Origin of the sequence: Mesorhizobium sp. INR15 (assembly GCF_015500075.1) — a bacterium.
Lineage (GTDB): Bacteria > Pseudomonadota > Alphaproteobacteria > Rhizobiales > Rhizobiaceae > Mesorhizobium.
Genome location: NZ_CP045496.1, coordinates 4,160,694 through 4,180,926, shown reverse-complemented (window position 1 = coordinate 4,180,926; position 20,233 = coordinate 4,160,694). Strand labels below are relative to the sequence as shown.

16 protein-coding genes are annotated in these 20,233 nt (G+C 62.7%); 8 read left to right on the top strand and 8 right to left on the bottom strand.

The genetic code is table 11. The features are described from left to right. Nucleotides 1-59: 59 nt before the first annotated feature. The 3 genes from GA829_RS20280 (at nt 60) to GA829_RS20270 (ending at nt 3,308) form a co-directional block, all read left to right on the top strand. Nucleotides 60-1,538 (top strand): YcjX family GTP-binding protein, encoded by a 1,479-nt coding sequence (locus GA829_RS20280; protein WP_195174461.1) that lies wholly within the window; start codon nt 60-62, stop codon nt 1,536-1,538. Then, nucleotides 1,535-2,623: a YcjF family protein gene (locus GA829_RS20275; protein WP_195174460.1), complete on the top strand. Its 1,089-nt coding sequence runs from the start codon at nt 1,535-1,537 to the stop codon at nt 2,621-2,623. The genes GA829_RS20280 and GA829_RS20275 overlap by 4 nt, the downstream gene beginning before the upstream one ends. Nucleotides 2,624-2,753: 130 nt before the next feature. Beyond that, nucleotides 2,754-3,308, top strand: a complete 555-nt coding sequence (locus GA829_RS20270; RefSeq protein ID WP_195174459.1) for a hypothetical protein — start codon at nt 2,754-2,756, stop codon at nt 3,306-3,308. Between the two features lie 75 nt (nt 3,309-3,383). Here the strand turns inward: GA829_RS20270 and GA829_RS20265 are convergent, their stop codons facing one another. Then, nucleotides 3,384-3,650 carry a hypothetical protein gene (locus tag GA829_RS20265; protein ID WP_195174458.1) on the bottom strand — a complete coding sequence of 89 codons (267 nt, stop codon included), beginning with the start codon at nt 3,648-3,650 and terminating at the stop codon, nt 3,384-3,386. A gap of 359 nt (nt 3,651-4,009) precedes the next feature. Here GA829_RS20265 and GA829_RS20260 point away from each other — a divergent pair, with 359 nt between their 5' ends. After that, on the top strand, nt 4,010-5,845 hold the full coding sequence (locus GA829_RS20260; protein WP_195174457.1) for a monovalent cation:proton antiporter-2 (CPA2) family protein: 1,836 nt from the start codon (nt 4,010-4,012) through the stop codon (nt 5,843-5,845). A 120-nt stretch (nt 5,846-5,965) separates the two neighbouring features. Further along, on the top strand, nt 5,966-6,511 hold the full coding sequence (locus GA829_RS20255) for a DUF924 family protein (RefSeq protein ID WP_195174456.1): 546 nt from the start codon (nt 5,966-5,968) through the stop codon (nt 6,509-6,511). 23 nt (nt 6,512-6,534) lie between these two features. On the opposite strand, the gene folK is transcribed toward GA829_RS20255, so the two are convergent. The 3 genes from folK to folP are packed head-to-tail and all read right to left on the bottom strand — an operon-like array spanning nt 6,535 to nt 8,244. Then, entirely contained in the window at nt 6,535-7,047 is a 513-nt protein-coding gene (gene folK, locus GA829_RS20250) for a 2-amino-4-hydroxy-6-hydroxymethyldihydropteridine diphosphokinase (protein ID WP_195174455.1), read from the bottom strand. After that, on the bottom strand, nt 7,031-7,390 hold the full coding sequence (gene folB / locus GA829_RS20245; protein WP_195174454.1) for a dihydroneopterin aldolase: 360 nt from the start codon (nt 7,388-7,390) through the stop codon (nt 7,031-7,033). Before folB ends, folK begins: the two co-directional genes overlap by 17 nt. Nucleotides 7,391-7,392: 2 nt before the next feature. Further along, nucleotides 7,393-8,244 (bottom strand): dihydropteroate synthase, encoded by an 852-nt coding sequence (gene folP, locus GA829_RS20240; protein ID WP_195174453.1) that lies wholly within the window; start codon nt 8,242-8,244, stop codon nt 7,393-7,395. An 84-nt stretch (nt 8,245-8,328) separates the two neighbouring features. Here folP and GA829_RS20235 point away from each other — a divergent pair, with 84 nt between their 5' ends. Then, nucleotides 8,329-8,949 carry a DUF922 domain-containing Zn-dependent protease gene (locus GA829_RS20235; protein WP_195174452.1) on the top strand — a complete coding sequence of 207 codons (621 nt, stop codon included), beginning with the start codon at nt 8,329-8,331 and terminating at the stop codon, nt 8,947-8,949. A gap of 202 nt (nt 8,950-9,151) precedes the next feature. Further along, complete coding sequence (locus GA829_RS20230; protein ID WP_195174451.1) at nt 9,152-10,633, top strand: MDR family MFS transporter; 1,482 nt, start codon at nt 9,152-9,154, stop codon at nt 10,631-10,633. Nucleotides 10,634-10,636: 3 nt separating this feature from the next. On the opposite strand, the gene GA829_RS20225 is transcribed toward GA829_RS20230, so the two are convergent. The 3 genes from GA829_RS20225 to GA829_RS20215 form a co-directional block, all read right to left on the bottom strand. Further along, the gene (locus GA829_RS20225; protein ID WP_195174450.1) at nt 10,637-11,665 is read right to left on the bottom strand and encodes an NAD(P)/FAD-dependent oxidoreductase; all 1,029 of its coding nucleotides are present in this window, start codon (nt 11,663-11,665) and stop codon (nt 10,637-10,639) included. Between the two features lie 194 nt (nt 11,666-11,859). After that, nucleotides 11,860-12,180: a 2Fe-2S iron-sulfur cluster-binding protein gene (locus tag GA829_RS20220; protein ID WP_195174449.1), complete on the bottom strand. Its 321-nt coding sequence runs from the start codon at nt 12,178-12,180 to the stop codon at nt 11,860-11,862. A 100-nt stretch (nt 12,181-12,280) separates the two neighbouring features. Further along, nucleotides 12,281-12,649: an Hpt domain-containing protein gene (locus GA829_RS20215; RefSeq protein ID WP_195174448.1), complete on the bottom strand. Its 369-nt coding sequence runs from the start codon at nt 12,647-12,649 to the stop codon at nt 12,281-12,283. Between the two features lie 271 nt (nt 12,650-12,920). On the opposite strand from GA829_RS20215, the gene GA829_RS20210 reads away from it, so the two are divergent. After that, a complete protein-coding gene (locus tag GA829_RS20210; protein WP_195174447.1) occupies nt 12,921-19,499 on the top strand; it encodes an apolipoprotein A-IV repeat region-like domain-containing protein in 6,579 nt (2,192 codons plus the stop codon). Between the two features lie 97 nt (nt 19,500-19,596). Here the strand turns inward: GA829_RS20210 and GA829_RS20205 are convergent, their stop codons facing one another. After that, entirely contained in the window at nt 19,597-20,193 is a 597-nt protein-coding gene (locus tag GA829_RS20205) for an ABC-type transport auxiliary lipoprotein family protein (RefSeq protein WP_195174446.1), read from the bottom strand. Nucleotides 20,194-20,233: the final 40 nt, after the last annotated feature.

The following is a 20,233-nucleotide window of genomic DNA, read 5'->3' as shown; positions in this document are numbered from 1 at the left end:
ATTTCAAACCCAGGCGCCAAACCCTATATCGGACGGACCGCAGCCCGAGAGAAGACATTTTGGCATTATCGCTGACCACTTTCACCGACGAGGCGAGGATTGCCCTCGACACGCTGTCGGGCCGCGCCAGCGGGCTTTTTTCCCCATCGCTGCGCCTTGGCGTGACCGGATTGTCGCGTGCGGGAAAGACCGTGTTCATCTCGGCCCTTGTGCACAATCTGATCCATGGCGGGCGCCTGCCGCTGTTCGAAGCGCAGAAATCGGGACGCATCGCCCGCGCCTTTCTTGAGGAACAGCCCGACGATGCGGTGCCGCGCTTCCAGTATGAGGATCACGTCGCGGCATTGGTCAATGACCGTATCTGGCCGGATTCGACCCGCGCCATCTCGGAGTTGCGGCTGACCATCGAATACGAGTCGGCTTCCGGCTGGAACCGCATGTTCTCATCAGGCAAATTGTCGCTCGATATTGTCGACTACCCCGGCGAGTGGCTCCTCGATCTGCCCCTGCTCGGCAAGTCCTTCGCCGATTTTTCACGCGAGGCCTTCGAGATGGCCACCTTGCCGGTGCGCCAAGACCTGTCGCAGGCCTGGCGGGACGTATCAGCTGATATCGATCCGAATGCGGATGCCGATGAGATGACGGCGCGCCGCCTTGCCGAGAGCTTCGCCGCCTATCTGAAGGCCTGCAAACTCGATGAAAAAGCGCTTTCGACCTTGCCGCCCGGCCGATTCCTGATGCCAGGTGACCTTGAAGGCTCGCCGGCGCTGACCTTCGCACCTTTGCCGAACCTGGGCGACAAACGGGCTCGTCCCGGCTCGCTGCACGCCATGATGGAGCGGCGCTACGAGGCTTACAAGACACATGTCATAAAACCATTCTTCCGCGAGCACATCACGCGCCTCGACCGCCAGATCGTGCTCATCGACGCCATGCAGGCCTTGAATGCTGGCCCAGCCGCCATGGCGGATCTCGAGCGCGCGGTCACCGAAATCCTTGCCTGCTTTCGCCCCGGCCGCGGCAGCTTCCTGACCGACCTGTTCTCAAGGCGCATCGACCGCATCCTGATCGCCGCCACCAAGGCCGATCATCTGCACCATGAAAGTCATGACCGGCTGCAAGCGATCGTGCGGCGGCTGGCCGACCGCGCCGTAGCCAGGGCGAACTTCACCGGCGCCGATGTCGATGTGGTCGCCATGGCGGCGGTGCGCGCGACCCGCGAAGGCACGGTCAAGCAAGGCCGCGAGACATTGCCCGTCATCATCGGCACGCCGCTTGCCGGTGAAAGGATCAATGGCGAAACATTCGATGGAAAGACCGAAACCGCTATATTTCCCGGGGATTTGCCGGAGAAAATTGACACCGTCTTCGATGTTTCCGAACCGGATCACCGGCAGGACGGCACCGATCCGGCGATCCGCTTCGTGCGCTTTCGTCCGCCAAAGCTGGAACGCACCGCCGAAGGCGTGACGCTGTCGTTGCCGCATATCAGGCTGGACCGCGCCTTGCAGTTTCTGATCGGAGATCATCTGGCATGACCGCGCCTCGCAAACCGGCGGCATTCCGCATCGAACCGGAAGCTACATCAAAGGCCGATGCGCCGCCGCGCCACACTCAAGCCGAAACGCTGCGAAAACCCCGCGCGGTCAAGACTGATGTCGCCATGGTCATAGCGTCGGAAGTCGACGTCTTCGATGAGCCGGATGTCGTGGCAGCACAGCCGCCGCCCGCCATTGCGCCCAGAAAACGGTCGCTGCTTGCCAGCATCTTTTTCGGCGCTTTTGGCGTTCTGGTTTCGCTCGCGGTCGGACTGTGGACCGACCAGCTGATTCGCGACCTCTTCGCACGCGCCGAATGGCTGGGTTGGCTGGCAGCCGGCATGGCCGCAATCGCTGTGCTGGCGCTCGTGGTGATCCTGATCCGTGAATTCCTGGCAATTGCTCGCCTCGCTGAAGTCGAGAAGCTGCAAAAGCGGGCGCTCGACGCCATGGCGCGTGACGATCCGAAGGCGGCACGCGCCGTGGTCGACGAGCTTTCGGCCTTTGTAACGGGCAAGCCGGAAACGGCGGCAGGCCGGCGCGCGCTGGCGGAGTTGCGCGGCGAAATCATCGATGGCGGCAATCTCGTCCGGCTGGCCGAGGCCGAAATCCTCGGCCCGCTCGATGCACGTGCGAAGATCATGATTCTCGAAGCCGCCAAGCGCGTATCGCTGGTCACTGCCGTCAGTCCACGCGCGCTCGTCGATGTCGCCTATGTCGTGTTCGAAGCCGGCAGGCTGATCCGCCGCCTGTCGGAACTCTATGGCGGCCGGCCTGGAACGCTGGGCTTCTTCCGCCTGGCACGCAGCGTCCTGGCCCATCTGGCGGTCACCGGCTCGATCGCCATCGGCGACAGTTTCGTCCAGCAGATTGTCGGCCATGGCCTGGCCGCGCGCCTCTCGGCAAAGCTTGGCGAAGGCGTTGTCAACGGCATGATGACGGCACGCATCGGCATCGCGGCGATGGAGACGGCAAGGCCCCTGCCCTTCAGCGCGGCAAGGCGACCGGGTCTGGGCGACTTCCTCTCCGCGCTGACATCCTTCGCGGCAAGGAAAGACAGCGAGACCGACGCGCCTGGCCAATAGGCGGCATTGTTCGACCACTCCAGATTGTTGCCGGATTGCTGTTTGGCGGCCCGGAAGTGACGAAGCATTAACCAATCTTGTTCATGGTCAGAAGGGTTCCAAACAGCCTCTTTGTTGCCGGGTGTCGTCGATGAAAAGCGTATTTCTGTCCAGCGTCCTGCCCATGGCTGTCGCGCTCACCGCCACAGCGGGCGTCGCCGGAAAGGCCTTCGCCGCCGAACCGGACAAGCAGTTCTTTCAGTCCGCCGAGGGCAAATGGGTTGGTCCCGGCGAAATCGTTGCCGGCAAGTACAAGGGCACGAAATTCAACTGCAGCTTTACCGGCACCACGCCTGACAGCAAGATCGGCATGTCGCTGGATGGCGGCTGCAGGGTCGGCGTGTTCACGCAGCAAATGTCGGCGAAGATCGAGCACAAGGGCCGCGAAGGCTACAGGGGCAGCTTCATGGGCGGTTCCGCTGGTGCCGGCCTCGACATCATCGGCGGCAACGTCGTCGATGCCCACAAAGTGGTCTTCACCATCAACCGCAATCAGTTGCGCGGCGTCATGCAGGCCCGCATCCCCGACGACAATTCGATGACCGTGACCATCGCGGTGCGCGTCCAGGACCAACTGGTGCCGGTGATCGGCATGAGCTTGAAGCGCGTGGATGCCGTCGAAGTCGGCTCCATCACGCCCAACTGAGCAGAACCATCCCGTCAAAAGCAAAGAGGCGGCGGCCCAACAGCCACCGCCCCTTCAAAACAGCCGAATCGGATGTTAGCCCTTGATCGCGGCAGTCAGTTCGTCATAGGCCTTGCAGGCGTCGGCGGGCGTCGTGGAGCCCTGATACTTGGCCGTCACCGCCTGCACCTTGGCCGTCAGGTCAGCTGCCTTGGACGGATCCTTGGTGATTGCTTGCTGAAGTGCCGCAGCCATGTCCTGCGCCTTCTTGGTCGCGATCTCGGTCGTGCACTCAGGCGCCTTCGAACAGGCCGAGCCGGCAAGCAGAGCCAGGCCGACGGCAGCGAACATAAACTTCTTCATGTCAGTCATCTCCTCAAAAGGGCGCGACTTGATCGTCGCTCGCCCTTCAATGGCCGAAGCCAAGCGTCCTTAGCCCTCGATTGTGGCAACAAGCAACGCGCTCCCGGCGTAAACTTGTGTAACGCGGCTGCAACATAGGCTGCATCATAGTTAGAGCCCAGGATTGGTACTGTTCGGGCCCGATCGAAACTCCTATCTTTGCCCCTTGTCGCATGGCTCCGAAAAACGGAATCGATTTTCGTCTGAGATCATGCGCAAAATCAGAAACAGCAGCGTCTTTTGGAGTGTCCGCAACGGGCCTCCGACACTGAAGCCCCGACCGCACGTGCTGCGGTCCTCAAAAGAGCGGAACGGCAGGCATGGCGGTAGAGGCATCGAGCAGCGATCTGGTCCAGGTAGTGGCGCTGCTTGCGGCCGGCGTTGTCGCCGTTCCCATCTTCAAACGCATGGGCCTCGGCTCGATTCTTGGTTATCTGGCCGCCGGCGTGGTGATTGGTCCGTTCAGCCTCGGCGTCTTTTCCGAATCGGAAGCCATCCTTCACGTCGCCGAGCTCGGCGTGGTGATGTTCCTCTTCATCATCGGACTGGAAATGCAGCCTTCACGGCTGTGGGGCCTGCGCCGTGAGATCTTTGGCCTTGGCGCACTGCAGGTCGGCGTCTGCGCTGTCTTGCTGACCGGCGTTGGCGTAGCGGGTGGTTTCCCGATCGCCCAATCCTTCGTTGCCGGCGCCGGTTTCGTGCTGACATCGACAGCGATCGTCATGCAGTTGCTTGAGGAGCGCGGGGAAATGGCCTCTCCAAAAGGCCAGCGCATAGTGTCCGTCCTGCTGCTCGAAGACCTCGCCATCGTGCCGCTGCTGGCGTTGATCGCGTTCCTGGCGCCTGGCGGCGCCGACACCAGCGTGTCGGAGCGCCTGACCGAGGTCGGCATCGGCCTGGCGGCAATTGTCGGCCTGGTGCTGGCCGGGCGCTACCTGCTCAATCCGTTCTTCCGCATCCTGGCGGATGCCCGCGCCCGCGAGGTGATGACCGCAGCGGCACTCCTCGTCGTTCTGGGTTCGGCGCTCGCCATGCAGCTCAGTGGCCTGTCGATGGCGATGGGCGCATTCCTGGCCGGCGTGCTTCTGTCGGAATCGACCTTCCGCCACCAGCTGGAAGCTGACATCGAGCCGTTTCGCGGCATCCTGCTTGGCCTGTTCTTCCTCGCGGTCGGCATGTCGCTCGACCTGCATGTCGTGGTCGAAAACTGGCGGCTGATCGCCATCTACGTCGTCGCCTACATGGTGATGAAAGCGCTTGGCATCTACATCGTCGCCCGCGTCCTGAGAACCGGACACCGTGAGGCGCTTGAGCGCGCCGTCTTCATGGCGCAAGGCGGGGAATTCGCCTTCGTGCTCTATTCCGCCGCCGCAGCGGTCGGCATCATCGACGGCAAGGCCAATGCGACCCTGACCGCTATTGTCATCATCTCCATGGTGCTGACACCGCTGGCGATCATTGCGTTACGCTATCTCACGCCGCGTGACGAGCAATCGCTCGAAGGCGTCGATGTCGCCGAGGGTCTGACCGGCAGCGTGCTGATCATCGGTTTTGGCCGCTTCGGCCAGATCGCCAGCCAGCCGCTGCTGTTGCGCGGCATTGACGTCTCGATCATCGACAATGAGGTCGAAATGATTCAGGCGGCGGCCGACTTCGGCTTCAAGGTCTATTATGGCGACGGCACGCGGTTGGACATCCTGCACGCGGCAGGCGCCGGCCGCGCCCGCGCCGTGCTGATCTGCGTCGACAAGCCCGATGTGGCCGTGCGCATCGCCCAGCTGATAAAAGCCGAATTCCCTCTGCTCACGGTGCTGGCACGGGCTTTCGATCGCGGCACAGCGTTGCAGCTCATTCGCGCCGGCGTCGACTTCCAGTTGCGGGAGACCTTCGAGTCCGCCCTTGTTTTTGGCGGCTCGGCTCTGGAATCACTCGGCGTCGATCCTGAAGACGTCGCCGAGGTCATCGAGGACGTCCGGCGCCGCGACACTGCCCGCTTCGAAACGCAGCTCGCCGAGGGTATCCGCTCCGGACAACGCTTCCTCAAGGGCAATATCGGCACGCCGATCCCGACCCCGCTCACCCAGCCGCGCCGCGCCGGCCAGGCGCTCAACGAAGAGACGGCCGGCGTGCTGCATAAATCCGAACCGGCAGACTAGAGCAATTCCAGGAAAAGTGCGCAGCGGTTTTCCGTCCGGAATTGCGTGAAAACAGGGAGTTAGAGCGGGCCAGCGATTCTATCAAACGCTGAACCGCTCTAGGCAGATAAAGGAATAGGAATGAAATTGGACAAGCGAGCCCTGTCGGTCACCAAGTTCTGGCGCGACGCCGGGGAGAATGCATGGTTTGAGAAGAACGATGCCTTCGACACCGACTTCCGCACCCGCTTTCTGGACCTGCACTTTGCCGCCGCCGGGCGGGAGTGCGACAGCTGGCTGGAACATGCGGAGGGGTCACTGGCCCTGATGATCCTGCTCGACCAGTTTCCGCGAAATTGCTTTCGCGGCACCGGCCACATGTATGCCACCGATCCACTGGCCAAGCATTTCGCCGAAAAGGCGGTCGCGGCCGGCCATGATCTGCAGCTCGACGAAAATATCCGGGTATTCCTCTATCTGCCGTTCGAGCATTCAGAACTTTTCGCCGACCAGATCACATCGGTCGATCTGGTGCAGGCGAGAACCGAAGCCTATCTCAAATATGCGATTGAGCACCGCGACATCATCCAGAATTTCGGCCGCTTTCCACACCGGAACCAGATGCTTGGCCGGATGACCACGCCGCAAGAACAGGCATTTCTGGACGGTGGCGGTTTCTCCGGCTGATTGCGCAGTCACCTCGCCAGGCGTCAGACCAGCCACCAGTCCCGGCCGGACGACAGCCGTTCAATGCCCGCGGTGTCGACGGCGGTCAGTCGCTCGGCCATGCTGCGGCCACCGACGACAAGGCTCGGCGCGATCTCGGCCAGCGGCGTCAGCACGAAGGCGCGTTCCAGCATGCGCGGATGCGGCACCTCCAGCCCGGTTTCCTGGATGACCTGATCGCCGAACACCAGGATGTCGATGTCGATCAGGCGCGGCCCCCAGCGCTCTTCGCGGACCCGCTTCAACTTGCGCTCGGCGTCGAGACAGAGGTCGAGCAGCGCCCGCGGCGCGAGCGCCGTGGAAATCTCGGCGGCGGCATTCAGAAAATCCGGCTGGTCAAGCTTGCCCCATGGCGGCGTACGATAGAGCGAAGAGACGGCGGTGACACGCGTGTCATCGTCGGCATCCAGCATGCGCAATGCCGCGCCCAACGACTTCGCCGGATGGCCGAGATTGCCGCCGAGGCTGAGGTAGACCGAGCTATTCTGGCCAGACAACGGTCACCTCGACATGATCGAGCACCCCGGGCACCGGTGCATTGGGCTTGCGCACCGTGATCTCGGCCTTCTTGATCTGCGGAAAACGCGCCGTCAGAGCCCGCGCCACTTCGAGCGCCAGGGCCTCGATCAGAAATCGCCGCTGCCCGGTGATGATCTTTTCAATCACGGTGAAGGCGATACCGTAATTGACGGTGTCCTCGATGGAATCCTCGACAAGCGCTCGCCCCGGATCGACTGTCAGCGCGGCATCGACATAGAAACGCTGGCCAAGCCTTTCCTCCTCGTCCAGCACGCCGTGCCGGGCAAAGAAGGCGCAGTTCTTCATACGGATTACATACATTGCTAGCTGCCTGCTCGCTCGGTTTCTCGCACCAGCATAGCATCCGCGAGCGCCAGTGCGTCCACGTTGAATGCGACATCGTGGACGCGAAACAGGTCGGCGCCCTTGAGCCTCAGAATAACGCTGGTCGCCGCGGTTCCGACAGCTCTGTCCGCCGCTTCCCGGCCGGTAACCGAACCAATGAAGCGTTTGCGCGATGTTCCGGCCATCAGCGGAAAGCCAAGCGCATGCAGTTCGGAAAACCGTGCCATCAAGTCGAGATTTTCTTCCGTCGTTTCCTTGGCAAAGCCGAAGCCGGCATCGAGCACGATCTGGCTGTCCGCCACGCCATTCTGCCGCGCGACTTCCAGTGACTTCTCAAGGAAAAGAAACTGGTCGGCGATCACGTCGGGCAGCTTTTCGCGATCCCGCCCGGTATGCATGATAACCAATCCGGCGCCGGTCTCGGCGGCCACGCGCGCGATGTCGGGCTCACGCTGCAAGCCCCATACATCATTGACAATATGGGCGCCGGCCGAAACAGCCAGCCTTGCGGTGCTTTCACGGTAGGTGTCGATCGAGATCAGGACATTGCCAGGACCAGCGAGCGCCTCGATGACAGGCAGGACGCGCGCCTGTTCCTCGCTCGCCGAAACCGGCAAGGCCCCTGGCCGCGTCGACTCGCCGCCGACATCGATGACAGCGGCGCCCTCTTCTACCATCCGGTGCGCCTGAACCAGCGCCCGCCCCAAGGCATCGAACTGCCCGCCGTCGGAAAAACTGTCCGGCGTTATATTGAGAATGCCGACGACAACCGCTTTTTTGCCGAGATCGAGGTGGCGTCCGTGCGCCAGCTGCCATCGCTTTGTCGTCATTGCCTATCAACCATGCGTGATCCGAATAAGATGAATTCCGTTGCGCCGGGAATGGCCGTAAAGCAAGGTGGCTGAAGAGGCAAAATGATGAAACGACCCCTGCTTTGTGCACTGATGCTTGGCTTGACCGCTCTTCCGGCGGGTGCGGCCAATCTCATCAAGACCTATAGCTACTTCGCCATCGGCGGCCGGACACTCGAAGATATCGAGACCCAGCTATCGAAACACGGACCCGAGGTGAAAAGCACGGGAACGCGGCACCCTGGCGCCACCCAGATGGCGTTCACCACCCGCATCTCCTATGCGCAAACCGCAAGAACCTGCCGGATTGCCGACGCGAAAGTGACGGTCAAGGTGAAGGTGATCCTTCCCGAGTGGCGCCGCCCTCGCAAGGCCGATGCCGATGTGAAGCTGTTCTGGGATACGCTGTCCGCCGACATCAAGCGCCACGAGGAGCGCCATGTCGAGATTGCCAAGAACCACGGCCGCGAACTCGAGGATGCGCTGAAAGCCAGTTACCCGCAAAGGACCTGCGATGCGGCCAAGGCCAAGGCCGCCGAAATCACCGCCACCGTTCTTGCCAGTCACGATCGGGCCCAGGTGCAGTTCGACCGTGTCGAGAGCGTCAATTTCGAAAGCCGTATCCTGCGGCTACTGCGCTATCGCATGGAGCGCATCGAGAACGGCCAGCTGCCGCCGGCCTGAATGCGCTCGAAAGCCAATTTCGGCGAAGCGTAGTGCCAGCTTGGGAAATCTTTCGAGTACCCGTCGAAATCGGCCTATACGGGGCGACATATGTCACGTCCGCCGATAGCGGGTTTCGAACGATCAAGGCGCGGCCGCGTGGATCAACATTCCCGAATGCTGAACAGCCCGGGCTGGCCGCATGAAAGCATATGGACAAAACATGGATCAGACGGTCGACAAGCAAACGATGGTGGCGTCAGGCACGCCGCTGACGGAAAGCGAAAAGAACGCCATCATTGGCGGCGTTCTCCTGTCGATGCTGCTGGCCGCGCTTGATCAGACCATCGTGGCGCCTGCCATGCCAACGATGGGCCGGCTGCTTGGCCATGCCGAGTATCTGCCATGGATCGTCACCGGCTACCTCCTGACCGCAACCGCCATGGCGCCGCTATATGGCAAGATCTCGGACGTCTACGGCCGCCGCCCCACCATCTATGCGGCCATCCTGATCTTTCTTGCCGGATCGCTGGTCAGCGCCCTGGCGCCCAACATGTTTGTGCTCGTGCTCGGCCGCGCGATCCAGGGCGCCGGCGGCGGTGGGCTGTTTGCACTTACACAGACCGTGATCGGCGATCTTGTGCCGCCGCGCGAACGGGCGCGCTATGCCGCCTGGATTTCCGGCACCTGGGCTGTCGCCAGCATCGCCGGGCCTCTGCTTGGCGGCACATTTGCCGAGCATCTGCATTGGTCGCTGATCTTCTGGATCAACATTCCGCTCGGCCTGCTGGCCATGGCGATCATCAACAATCCGCTGAAGAAATTGCCCATTGCCGCGAAAAATCACCGCATCGACGGACTGGGGGCGGTGTTGCTTGTCGTCGCAACGGCGATGCTGCTGCTGGCGCTGAACTGGGGCGGCAGCGAATATCCGTGGCTGTCGCGCGAAATTCTCGCATTGCTCGCCGCCTCGGCGGTCTTCTGGTCGGCCTTCGCCATACGGCTCCTGCGCGCGGCCGAACCGTTGATCTCGCTCGACGTCCTCAAGAACCCGATCGTGCTTGCCGGCACGCTTTCCATGTTCCTGCTGCAAGCCGCCAATATCGGCCTTGCGGTCTACCTGCCGGTTTACCTGCAGTCGATCATTGGGCTTTCGGTCAGCGAATCCGGCATTGCCATGCTCGGCCTGCTGCTCGGCACCGTTGCCGGCGCGACCTTCAGCGGGCGCACGATACCGCGTTTTGTGCACTACAAGCGGATTGCCATGGTCGGAGTGATCTTTTCCATCCTTTGCCTCGGCCTGCTCAGCCTCGTTGCCGGACATGCTTCGCTGCTGGTTGTCGAAATACTGACAGTCTGCATTGGCCTCGGCAGCGGAACCACGTTTCCGGTCGCCACCGTCTCGGTCCAGAACGCCGTCGACCGCATGCATCTGGGCGTCGCCACTGGCGTGCTGACCTTCCTGCGCTCATTGGGCAGCGCGCTCGGCGTTGCCATGCTTGGCGCCGTCGCGCTAGGCTATGGTCTGCCACTGGCCGGCGAAGGCGTGCAGGCCGCGGGCCAAGTGGTATCAGCCGTTCCTTTCGTGATGATCTTTCTCGTGGCGGCGGCTATCCTGCTCCTGGCGCTGATCACGCTTGCGCTGATGCCGGAAAAGGCGCTTCGCGGCCACGGCGAGGACACGGCCGCCGCGCTTGTCGAATAGAGCTCAGCCGGCGACACCGAGCTTCTTCTGCAAGCTGGTCGACGAGGTCGTGTACTGGAAGACGATGCGTTCGCCTGGGCTGATGATGCGCTTCGCTGCCTGCGACATCAAAGCCACCTCGTGGAAGCCCGACAGAATCAGCTTGAGCTTGCCAGGATACCAGTTGATGTCGCCGACGGCGAAAATGCCGGGGATCGATGTCTGGAATTTCTCGGTATCGACCGGAATGAGGTTTTCATGAAGGTTGAGCCCCCATTCGGCGATCGGCCCCAGCTTCATGGTCAGGCCGAAAAACGGCAGCATGCGCGTGCAGGGCACCTCGATGTCGCCGTCCGGTCCCTTGATGACAGCCGATGCCAGCTGGCCGTCCGCGCCGGTCAGGCCGGTGACTTGCCCGACCTGGAATTCCAGCTGTTTCATCTCCTGCATGGCATACATCTTGTTGACACTGTCAGGCGCGGCGCGGAACTCGGGCCGCCGATGCACCAGCGTCACGCTCTTGGCGATCGGCTGCAGGTTCAGCGTCCAGTCGAGTGCTGAATCGCCGCCGCCGACAATGACAAGATCATGACCGCGGAAATCCTCCATGCGCCGGACGGAGTAGAAAACGCTTTTGCCTTCATAGGGCTCGATGCCTGGAATCGGTGGCCGCTTCGGCTGAAAAGAGCCACCGCCGGCGGCGATCACCACCACCTTGGCTTCAAAAACCTCATTCTCGTCCGTGGTAACGCGAAAGCTGCCATCCCCGAGCTTTTCAAGGCCGGCAACCATGCGGTTGAAGGTGAACTCCGGCTTGAACGGTGCAATCTGCTCAAGCAACTTGTCGACAAGGCCTTGCGCCGAAATCGAGGGCCAGCCGGGAATGTCGTAGATCGGCTTTTCCGGATAGAGCTCCGCGCATTGGCCGCCAGGCCGATCGAGGATGTCGAGCAGGTGGCACTTCATGTCGAAGAGACCGAGCTCGAACACGGCAAACAGGCCGACCGGCCCTGCCCCGACAATCAGCGCGTCTGTCTTGATGACGTCGGTCATGCGATGTGCCTCGCTGCACATGGCGCCGAAAACCGGGATCGATCTTCGCCAGGATCATACGCCAAGTTAAGTTCCGCAGCGCCCTTGCCTGTTCGAGACGGAACCCGGCGCAGCGGAAAACCAGATGACAGTGCATGACCATTGCTCCGCTGCCAAGCCGCAGCGGGAAAAATCAGCTGGCAAAGGCTGGAAGCTTATCCCTGGCGTTCAGGCACCCGCACGATCAGGCCGTCAAGCGCATCGCGCACCTTGATCTGGCAGGACAGGCGCGAGTTCGGCTGAACGTCATAGGCGAAGTCCAGCATATCCTCTTCCATCGCCTCCGGCTCGCCGACTTCAGCCGTCCATGCCTCGTCGACATAGACGTGGCAGGTGGCGCAGGCGCAGGCGCCGCCGCATTCCGCCTCGATCCCCGGCACGGAGTTACGGATCGCGTTCTCCATGACCGTCGAGCCGTTCTCGGCATCCATGTCGAAATGTGTGCCGTCATGGGCGATAATGGTCAGCTTGGTCATATGTCACCTGAAGGGAGTTTCCGCCGAGATAATCACTCCGCCGGACAAGTCAACTGCCGCGCGAAAGCGCCGCCCCATGACGTTTTTCCGCAAAACGTTCCTAGCGGTTGATGGCGGCGATGAAATCACGCACTTCGTTGATCAGCGTGCCAAGCCGTTTGAGGGTGTGGGTGTCATCCGGCTTGTGCTCGATGTCGGTGGCGCAATCGGCCACCGCGAAGGCGCCGACACCCCGCGCCGAGCCCTTCAGCCCGTGCGCCAGAAGCAGCCTCTCCTTGATGTCGGCATCCGCAATCCGGTCCCGCACCGACAGCGCCTGCTGGACAAAAAGCGCCAGCACCTCGCGTTCGAGATCCCGGTCCCCCATTGTCTGGCGTGCCAGATGCACCAGATCGACCGGCCGCGAACGCCTCGTTCCCGACACGTCGCCCCCGGGCATCGAGAAGGCAATGCCGCTTTCGCCACGCATGAATCCATAACTCCGCTGTTCGATAGCCTGAAAACCTAGGCTATTCCCGTACATAACGAGTTAATGAATGGCGGGGAAAAATGTTGCGAAAGCGGCGTCGGACTCACGGTTTTGTTAACCTTATATTTAAAGTTTTACGTATCTCGCGGAATGCAGGTTTTCTTTACCCCTGTGTGTCATTACGATACGAGGGTCCATTTTCAGCCTCCTGCGTGGGATAAGACAACGAGAATCATAAGTCCCTCGGCAGCTAGTACAGGGTAGCGAAGGCATGGCGAAGAAACCAACGACGACGAGAACTCTTGACAGCGACGTGGCAAGGGAACTCGAAAAGGCGCTCGATCTCGACCTGAGCGATGCCGGAAACGGCGACCTCGATATCGCGGCCTCGATGGAAGATCTGGAAGCACAGATATCCCAGGCAGCTGATGAACTGGCGCGCGAAGGCCGCGGCCAGAAGCCGGCGCCGATCTTCAATCAAGGCCCCATCAATATCAATCCAAGCAATATCAACCAGAGCCAGCCTGCAAAACCCGCGGCGAAGGCAAAGCCCGCCGAATTGCGCCCTGTTGAAACGCGCAGCGCACAGCCTGCCGGATTCACGCCAGCAAATGATGAACGCCAGAAAGACTACAAGACGCTTCTGCACGGCCTCAACCGGCGCGCCTCGAACACGATCTATTGGGTCGTCGCCTTCGTTTCGCTCGCCTGGTTCGCTGGTGCGGGCGGCTTGGCCAACCTTCTTTTCGGACCAAGCATCTGGAGAATTCGCACCCTCGACCAGTTTCTTGCCCGTCCCGAACTGATCGGCCTGGCCATCGCGGCACTTGTGCCCATCATCCTGTTCTGGGCCTTCGCGGCGATGATCCGCCGCGCCCAGGAGATGCGCATTGCCGCGCAGTCGATGACCGAAGTGGCTTTCCGCCTGACCGAGCCGGAAAACCTCGCCCAGGACCGCGTGATGATGATCGGCCAGGCCGTTCGCCGCGAAGTGGCGGCCATGGGCGAAGGCATCGAGCGCACGCTTGCGCGCGCCGTCGAGCTGGAGACGCTGGTCCACAGCGAAGTGAACCAGATCGAGCGCTCCTATTCGGAAAATGAATCCCGCATCCGCTCGCTCGTTGATGGTCTCGGTAGCGAGCGCGAGGCGGTTGTGACCCACGCCGAGCGCGTCCGCGCCTCGATCACCGGCGCACATGAGACGCTGAAGGACGAGATCGGCGCTGCCAGCGACATCATTCGCGACAGCATCCTCAACGCATCGACCAAACTGTCGATGACGATCACCAATTCTGGCGACACATTGATCGACCGGATCAACGAAAGCTCGATGTCGATCTTCGATTCGGTCGAAGGCCGCCTGGATACGATCACCGACCGGTTGTCGACCTCGGGTGAAGCCTTCGCCAGCCTGCTGGACACCCGCATCGCCAAACTTACGGATACCACCGACGGCCTGACGCGGTCGCTGACCGACCTGCTCGACGACCGCACCACCGGCATGGTCTCCTTGCTCGGCGGCGCCGCGCGCACCCTCAATTCCGAGTTCGAGGCGAGCCTCAATGGCATCGAGCGGACGCTTGCCGAACGCGGCCAGGCGCTGATCAGCGAATTCCAGACCCGCGCCGAGGCGCTGGACACCGGCACGCAGAAGCTCAACGCGGCACTCGAAGCCCGCGCCCGCCAGATCAACGAGACGCTGGTCGAGCGCGCCCGCGAAATCGCCCACACCTTTGCCGAAAGCAAGGATACGCTGTCGGCGATGATCGATCAGGGCAAGACCCAGATCGGCGCCGACATGGCCGACATCGTCACCTCTACTTCGACCATGCTGGAAGCCCGCGCCAGCGACTTTGCCGGGCGCATGGAGGCTGCGCGTCACGTCGTGTCCCGCTCCTTCGACACGGACATCCAGCGCCTTGCCGACGCTCGCGTTGGCATCGAAGAGGCCGTGGAAAACCACAGCCGCAAGCTTTCCGAGAGCCGCGAGCGTATGGCTGCCGCGATGCAGACCGACCTGGCGAAATTCGCCGAAGGCCGCGCCGGCATCGATGCCGCCGTGACCAATCAGGTGCAGAAGCTGGCCGAAGGCCGCAGCCTGATCGCGCGCGCCCTTGAAGAGGATTTGCGCAAGGTCAACGAATCGCGCGCCGCCATCGACGCATCGCTCGGCGGTCATCTCGAAAGGCTGGAAGAAGGCCGCAACAGGCTTTCCCTGGCACTTAACGAAGACTCTGGAAAGCTCGTGCAAGCTCGTACAATCATTGATGAAATGGTTGCCGGGCATGTTGGAAAGCTCGCCGAGGGCCGCAACATCCTGTCGCGCGCCCTGGAAGCAGATCTCGGCAAGCTTGCCGACAGCCGCGCCGGCATTGACGGCCTCGTCGCCGGCCAGGTCGAGAAGATCGCCGAGGGCCGCGCCGTGCTGACCAAGGCCTTGGAAAACGACATTATCGGCATCAAGAGCCTGATCGAGACGCATTCCGCCAAACTGGCGGAAGACCGCACCCAGCTCTCCCAATCGCTCGACAGCGATCTGTCCGGAATCCGCGGCCTTCTCGAAGGCCATTCCGGACGACTGGCCGAGGATCGCGGCCTGCTTTCGCAGACGCTCGAAGCCGATCTCGCCAAACTCGCCGACAGCCGCTCCAGCATCGACGGGCTAGTTGCCGGTCAGGTCGAGAAGCTGGCCGAGGGCCGTGACATTCTCAAGCGTGCGCTGGAATCCGATCTCAACACGATCAAGGGCGTCATCGCCAGCCAGTCGGAAAAGCTGGCGGAAGACCGTGGCCAGCTTTCGCGCGTCCTCGAAACCGACCTGCAGAATGTGAACAGCGTCATCGCCGACCACATGAACAAGCTAGTTCAGGACCGTGCAAGCCTGTCGAAGGCGCTCGAGGATGACCTCGCCAAACTCGCTGACAGCCGCTCCAGCATCGATGGACTGGTTGCCGGTCAGGTCGAGAAGCTGGCCGAAGGCCGCGATATCCTCAAGCGTGCGCTGGAAGCCGATCTCGGTACGATCAGGGGCACCATCGCTGATCATTCGCAGAAGCTTACGGACGATCGTTCGCAGTTCGCACAAGCCCTGCAGGCGGATCTCGCCGGCATCAGCGACCATGTCCAAAGCCACACCGATAAGCTTGCCGAACACCGCTCTGCCCTCTCCGATGCGCTGGAAGCCGATCTTCGAGGAGTCAGCGGTCTTATGCAGAGCCACACCGATAAGCTTGCCCAGGATCGCTCGGCCCTTTCCGGCGCACTGGAAGCCGATCTCCGGGGCGTCAGCGGCCTTATGCAGAGCCACACCGACAAGCTCGCCCAGGATCGTTCGTCCTTGTCGCAGGCGTTGCAGGACGATCTCGCCAAGCTGGCCGAAAGCCGGTCGAGCATCGACGGTCTGGTCGCTGGTCAGGTCGAGAAGCTGGCCGAAGGCCGCGATATCCTGAAGCGTGCATTGGAAGCCGACCTCAACACGATCAGGGGCACCGTTGCCGACCAGTCGCAAAGGCTGGTCGACGACCGCGCACAGTTCGCGCGGGCTCTGGAGGCCGATCTGGAGAGCGTCAGCGGCCTGGTCAACAGCCATGCTGAACGGCTTGTCCAGGATCGTTCCAGCCTCTCCAAGTCGCTCGAGGACGATCTCGCCAAGCTGGCCGAAAGCCGGTCGAGCATCGACGGGCTGGTTGCCGGTCAGGTCGAGAAGCTGGCCGAAGGCCGCGACATCCTCAAGCGCGCGCTGGAAGCCGACCTGCAGAAGCTTTCGGCAAGCCGCACCGATGTCGACGACATCATCGCCGGCCATGTCGGCAAGCTGGCCGAAGGCCGCAACATGCTGACCCGTGCGCTGGAAGACGATCTGGTCAAGCTCGCCGACACGCGCAAGGACGTCGATCGTTCCCTGTCCGGCCACATCGACCAGATCGCAGCCAGGAGCACCGACATCTCGGCGGCAATCGCCGCCGATGTTGACAAGATCGAGCAGGCGTTCAGCCGCCAGACTGGCATCATCGAGGAACGCGCGGGAACCATGGAGCGCGCGCTCTCGACCGGCGTCGACAATGTTCGCAGCGTGCTTGAGAAGAGCGCGGTGTTCGTCGCCGGCGCCTTGCGCGAGAAGGTCATGGAAGTCACCAGCACGCTGCATGAGCAGGCCGGTGCGGCTTTCAGCGATGCCGACCGCAAGATCGCCGAACGCGCCGAACAGACGTCCGCCGCCCTGCTGGCGCGGGCTGAGGACATCGCCCGCACCTTCGAGGAGGCCGATCGTCGCCTCCACGCCCGTGCCGAAGATACCTCGAACGCCTTGCTGGCCCGCGCCGACGACACCTCCAGCACGCTGCTGGCCCGCGCTCATGAAACCGCAGATCAGCTGGCTGCCCGTGCTGGCGAGATCGCCGGCACCTTCGACATGGCGGACCAGAAGCTGGCCGCGCGTGCCCAGGCAACCACGGATCAACTGGCCGCCCGTGCTCAGGACACCGCCGATCATCTGGCCGCCCGCGCCAGCGAAATTGCCGGCGCCTTTGATGCCGCCGACCAGAAACTGGTTGCCCGCGCCGTCGAAACGGCACAGTCGCTGGCCGCACGCGCCGGCGACATCCTGCGCAACTTCGAAGGTGCCGACCAGCGGCTTGGCATGCGCATTGGCGAATCCGCCGAGGCGCTTGCCGCCCGTGCATCGGACCTTGGCCGCATCTTCGACGCCGCCGACCAGCAATTGGTCTCGCGCATCGCCGAAGGTTCGGAAGCGCTGTCGAGCCGTGCGTCCGAGATCGGCCGCATCTTCGACGACGCCGACCAGCGTCTTGTGTCGCGCATCTCCAACAGCACATCGACTATCGGCGAACATGCCGAGACGATCGTTGGCGCCTTCGCTGATACCGAGCAAAGGGTTGCCGAGCGCGCACGGCGGACCGGCCAGGAAATGGCCGTGCATGCCCGCGAAATCGAGCAGGCGCTTGCCGGTGCCGACGAGAGGCTCGCCTCGAGCGCCGCGGCAGCCGCCGCGCGTGTCGAAGAGCAGGTCGCGAGTGTCGAGCACCGCCTCGCCTACACGGCGGAGACGATGGGTCAGAGGCTCAACGAGCAGGTCTCCACCGCGGAGGCACAACTCGTCTCGCGCGCCAATGTGATCGCCGAAACCTTCACCGCCGTCGGCCAGCATATCGGCCAGAGCACCAACGATGCCGCCAAGACTATCGGCGCCAACACCCGCGAGCTCAACACGATGCTCGCGGCACGTTCGGCGGAGATGTCAAAAATCCTCGACGAAACCGCGCGGCCGCTGGTCGAGCGTTTCGCCCAGGGCGGCTCGGAACTGCAAAGGAGCATGGAAGAGGTCACCGAACGCGCCACGGAGAAGCTGCGCAGCGAGAACGCAGCGCTCGTCAATGCGCTCGCCAGCCGCACCGCCGAGACCTTGTCGGCAGTCGAAGGCGCCCGCTCGTCGCTGTCGGAAAGTGTCGCCGACCTTATCGGCCGCATGACCAAGTCCAGCTCGCAGCTCGGTCAGTTGATCGACCAGGCCGCGGTCAACCTCGGCCAGGTCGACGAGCGTCTGAGCGGCAGCACGCAAAGCTTCGCCGCCACCACGGAGAAGGCCGCGCAGACCTTCGCCAGCTCGGCGCGTCTGGTCGACTCGAACACGACAAGACTCACCGAACTGTCGTCGTCGACCTTGCGCGAAGTCGCATCGATCGCCACCAAGTTCGATGAGCACAGCCGTCTGCTGGCCAGCGCATCGGATCTGCTGAGCTCGGCCCAGAGCAACCTCGAACACACGCTCGAAAGGCAGTCGTCGCTCGAAGACCTCGCCGTCGGCCTGGTCAAGAAGTCGGAAGATCTCGAAAGGGTCATGCGCTCGTTCGAAAATCTCGTTGGCCAGACGCTGCAGAACGCCGAGGGCAAGACGCTGGAATCGGCGGACAAGATCCGCAACGCGATCACCGAAGTCGTCGATTCGGCCACCAAGCGCTTTGCCGATGCGACCGAAGAGATGCGGCGCACAGCCGGCTCGATCAAGAGCGAGCTCGACCTGACACGTGCCGAGCTCAAGAAGGGCGTCATCGAGATGCCGGAAGAGGCAAAGGAATCGACATCGGCCATCCGCCGCGCCGTTTCCGAGCAGATCAACGCGCTGAAGGAGCTTTCCGACATCGTTGCCAAGTCCGGCCGCGGCGGCGATACCTCCGAGCCTCGCAATCTGCGTCCGGCGCCGCAAGCGCCCGCCGCTCGCGCTGCCGAGCCGCCGCGTCGTGCGCCGGCCCCGCAGCAGGAGCTGCGTCCACCTCAGGCGCCGTTGGGCGGCACCGCATTGCGCGGCACGCTCGATCTCGAGCGTCCCACCGAGGCAGCGCCGCGCCAGCGGGATCAGAATGCCCGCACGCCGCAAGGCGGCTGGGTGCGCGATCTCCTGACTGGAGCGTCGCGTGAGGAGGATGCAGCCCGGCCTGCGGCGCCTGCGGAAGCACCACGTGCGGCCCCTGCCCAGCGCACGCCGCTTCACGTCGTGGAATCGTTGAACTCGCTGTCCGTCGATATCGCTCGCGCCATCGACCATGACGCTTCGATCGAGCTGTGGAACCGCTACCGGCGCGGTGAACGCGATGTGTTCACGCGGCGTCTGTACACGCTGAAAGGCCAGCAGACATTCGACGAGATCCGCCGCAAGTATCAGGCTGAGGCTGAGTTCCGTAGCGCCGTCGACCGCTACTGCGACGACTTCGAAAAGCTGCTCAAGGATGTCTCGCGCAACGACCGCGACAACATCATGGCGCAGACCTACCTGACGTCGGATACCGGCAAGGTCTACACCATGCTGGCCCATGCCAGCGGCCGTCTGCACTGACCGATCGAAAAGGAAAGCAGCAAAAAAGGCGGGAAATTTCCCGCCTTTTTCATTTCACTCGACCTTTGTAGCCTGACTGATCAGGGCGCTGAGGAAATCAGATCACCGAATCCGTCCAGCGCACGATCTGCTTTGCCACATCGCCGAAGGCAGCGTCGAGCCCGCCGATATAGGCCTTGTTACCGCTGCCTGAGACCGGTGCTGAGGCCGTGAAGCTCTTTGATGCGCGCACTTCGCCGTTGCGGTCGTTGAGAATACGTACGAACAGGTCAACCTCGGCATGGTCGCCGCCATCGACGCGTACCTCGAAGGACCGGATCTCGACGATGACCTGATAGTCGATCGCCAACCCCTCGCCCGGCTTGCCAACGCCGGCGAAGCTGCCCGAGCGCTGGAAGGTCTCGGCCAGCCGCGCCTGCACGATCAGCGGCAGGCGGTCGGCCCATTGCGCACCCTTGAGGTACTGGATCGAGCGATCCGCCGGCTTGATGACGATGTTCTGGCTGTCCAGCGCCTTGAGCGCGGACGGTTGCGCAATCAGGATCTGCCGGCGGCTGTGGCCATGCGCCTCAACCGACGGGGCCGTCAGCTCGAACGTGTCGAGCGGAGCGGGTCCGCCGCCCGGCAGTGCGGCGCAGCTGGCAAGGGCCAAGGCAAGGAATGCCACGCCCGACTTGAGCACGATCGACTTCACGAGCGATCCCTGTTGTCCCCGGATCGTAAGACAATCCGCA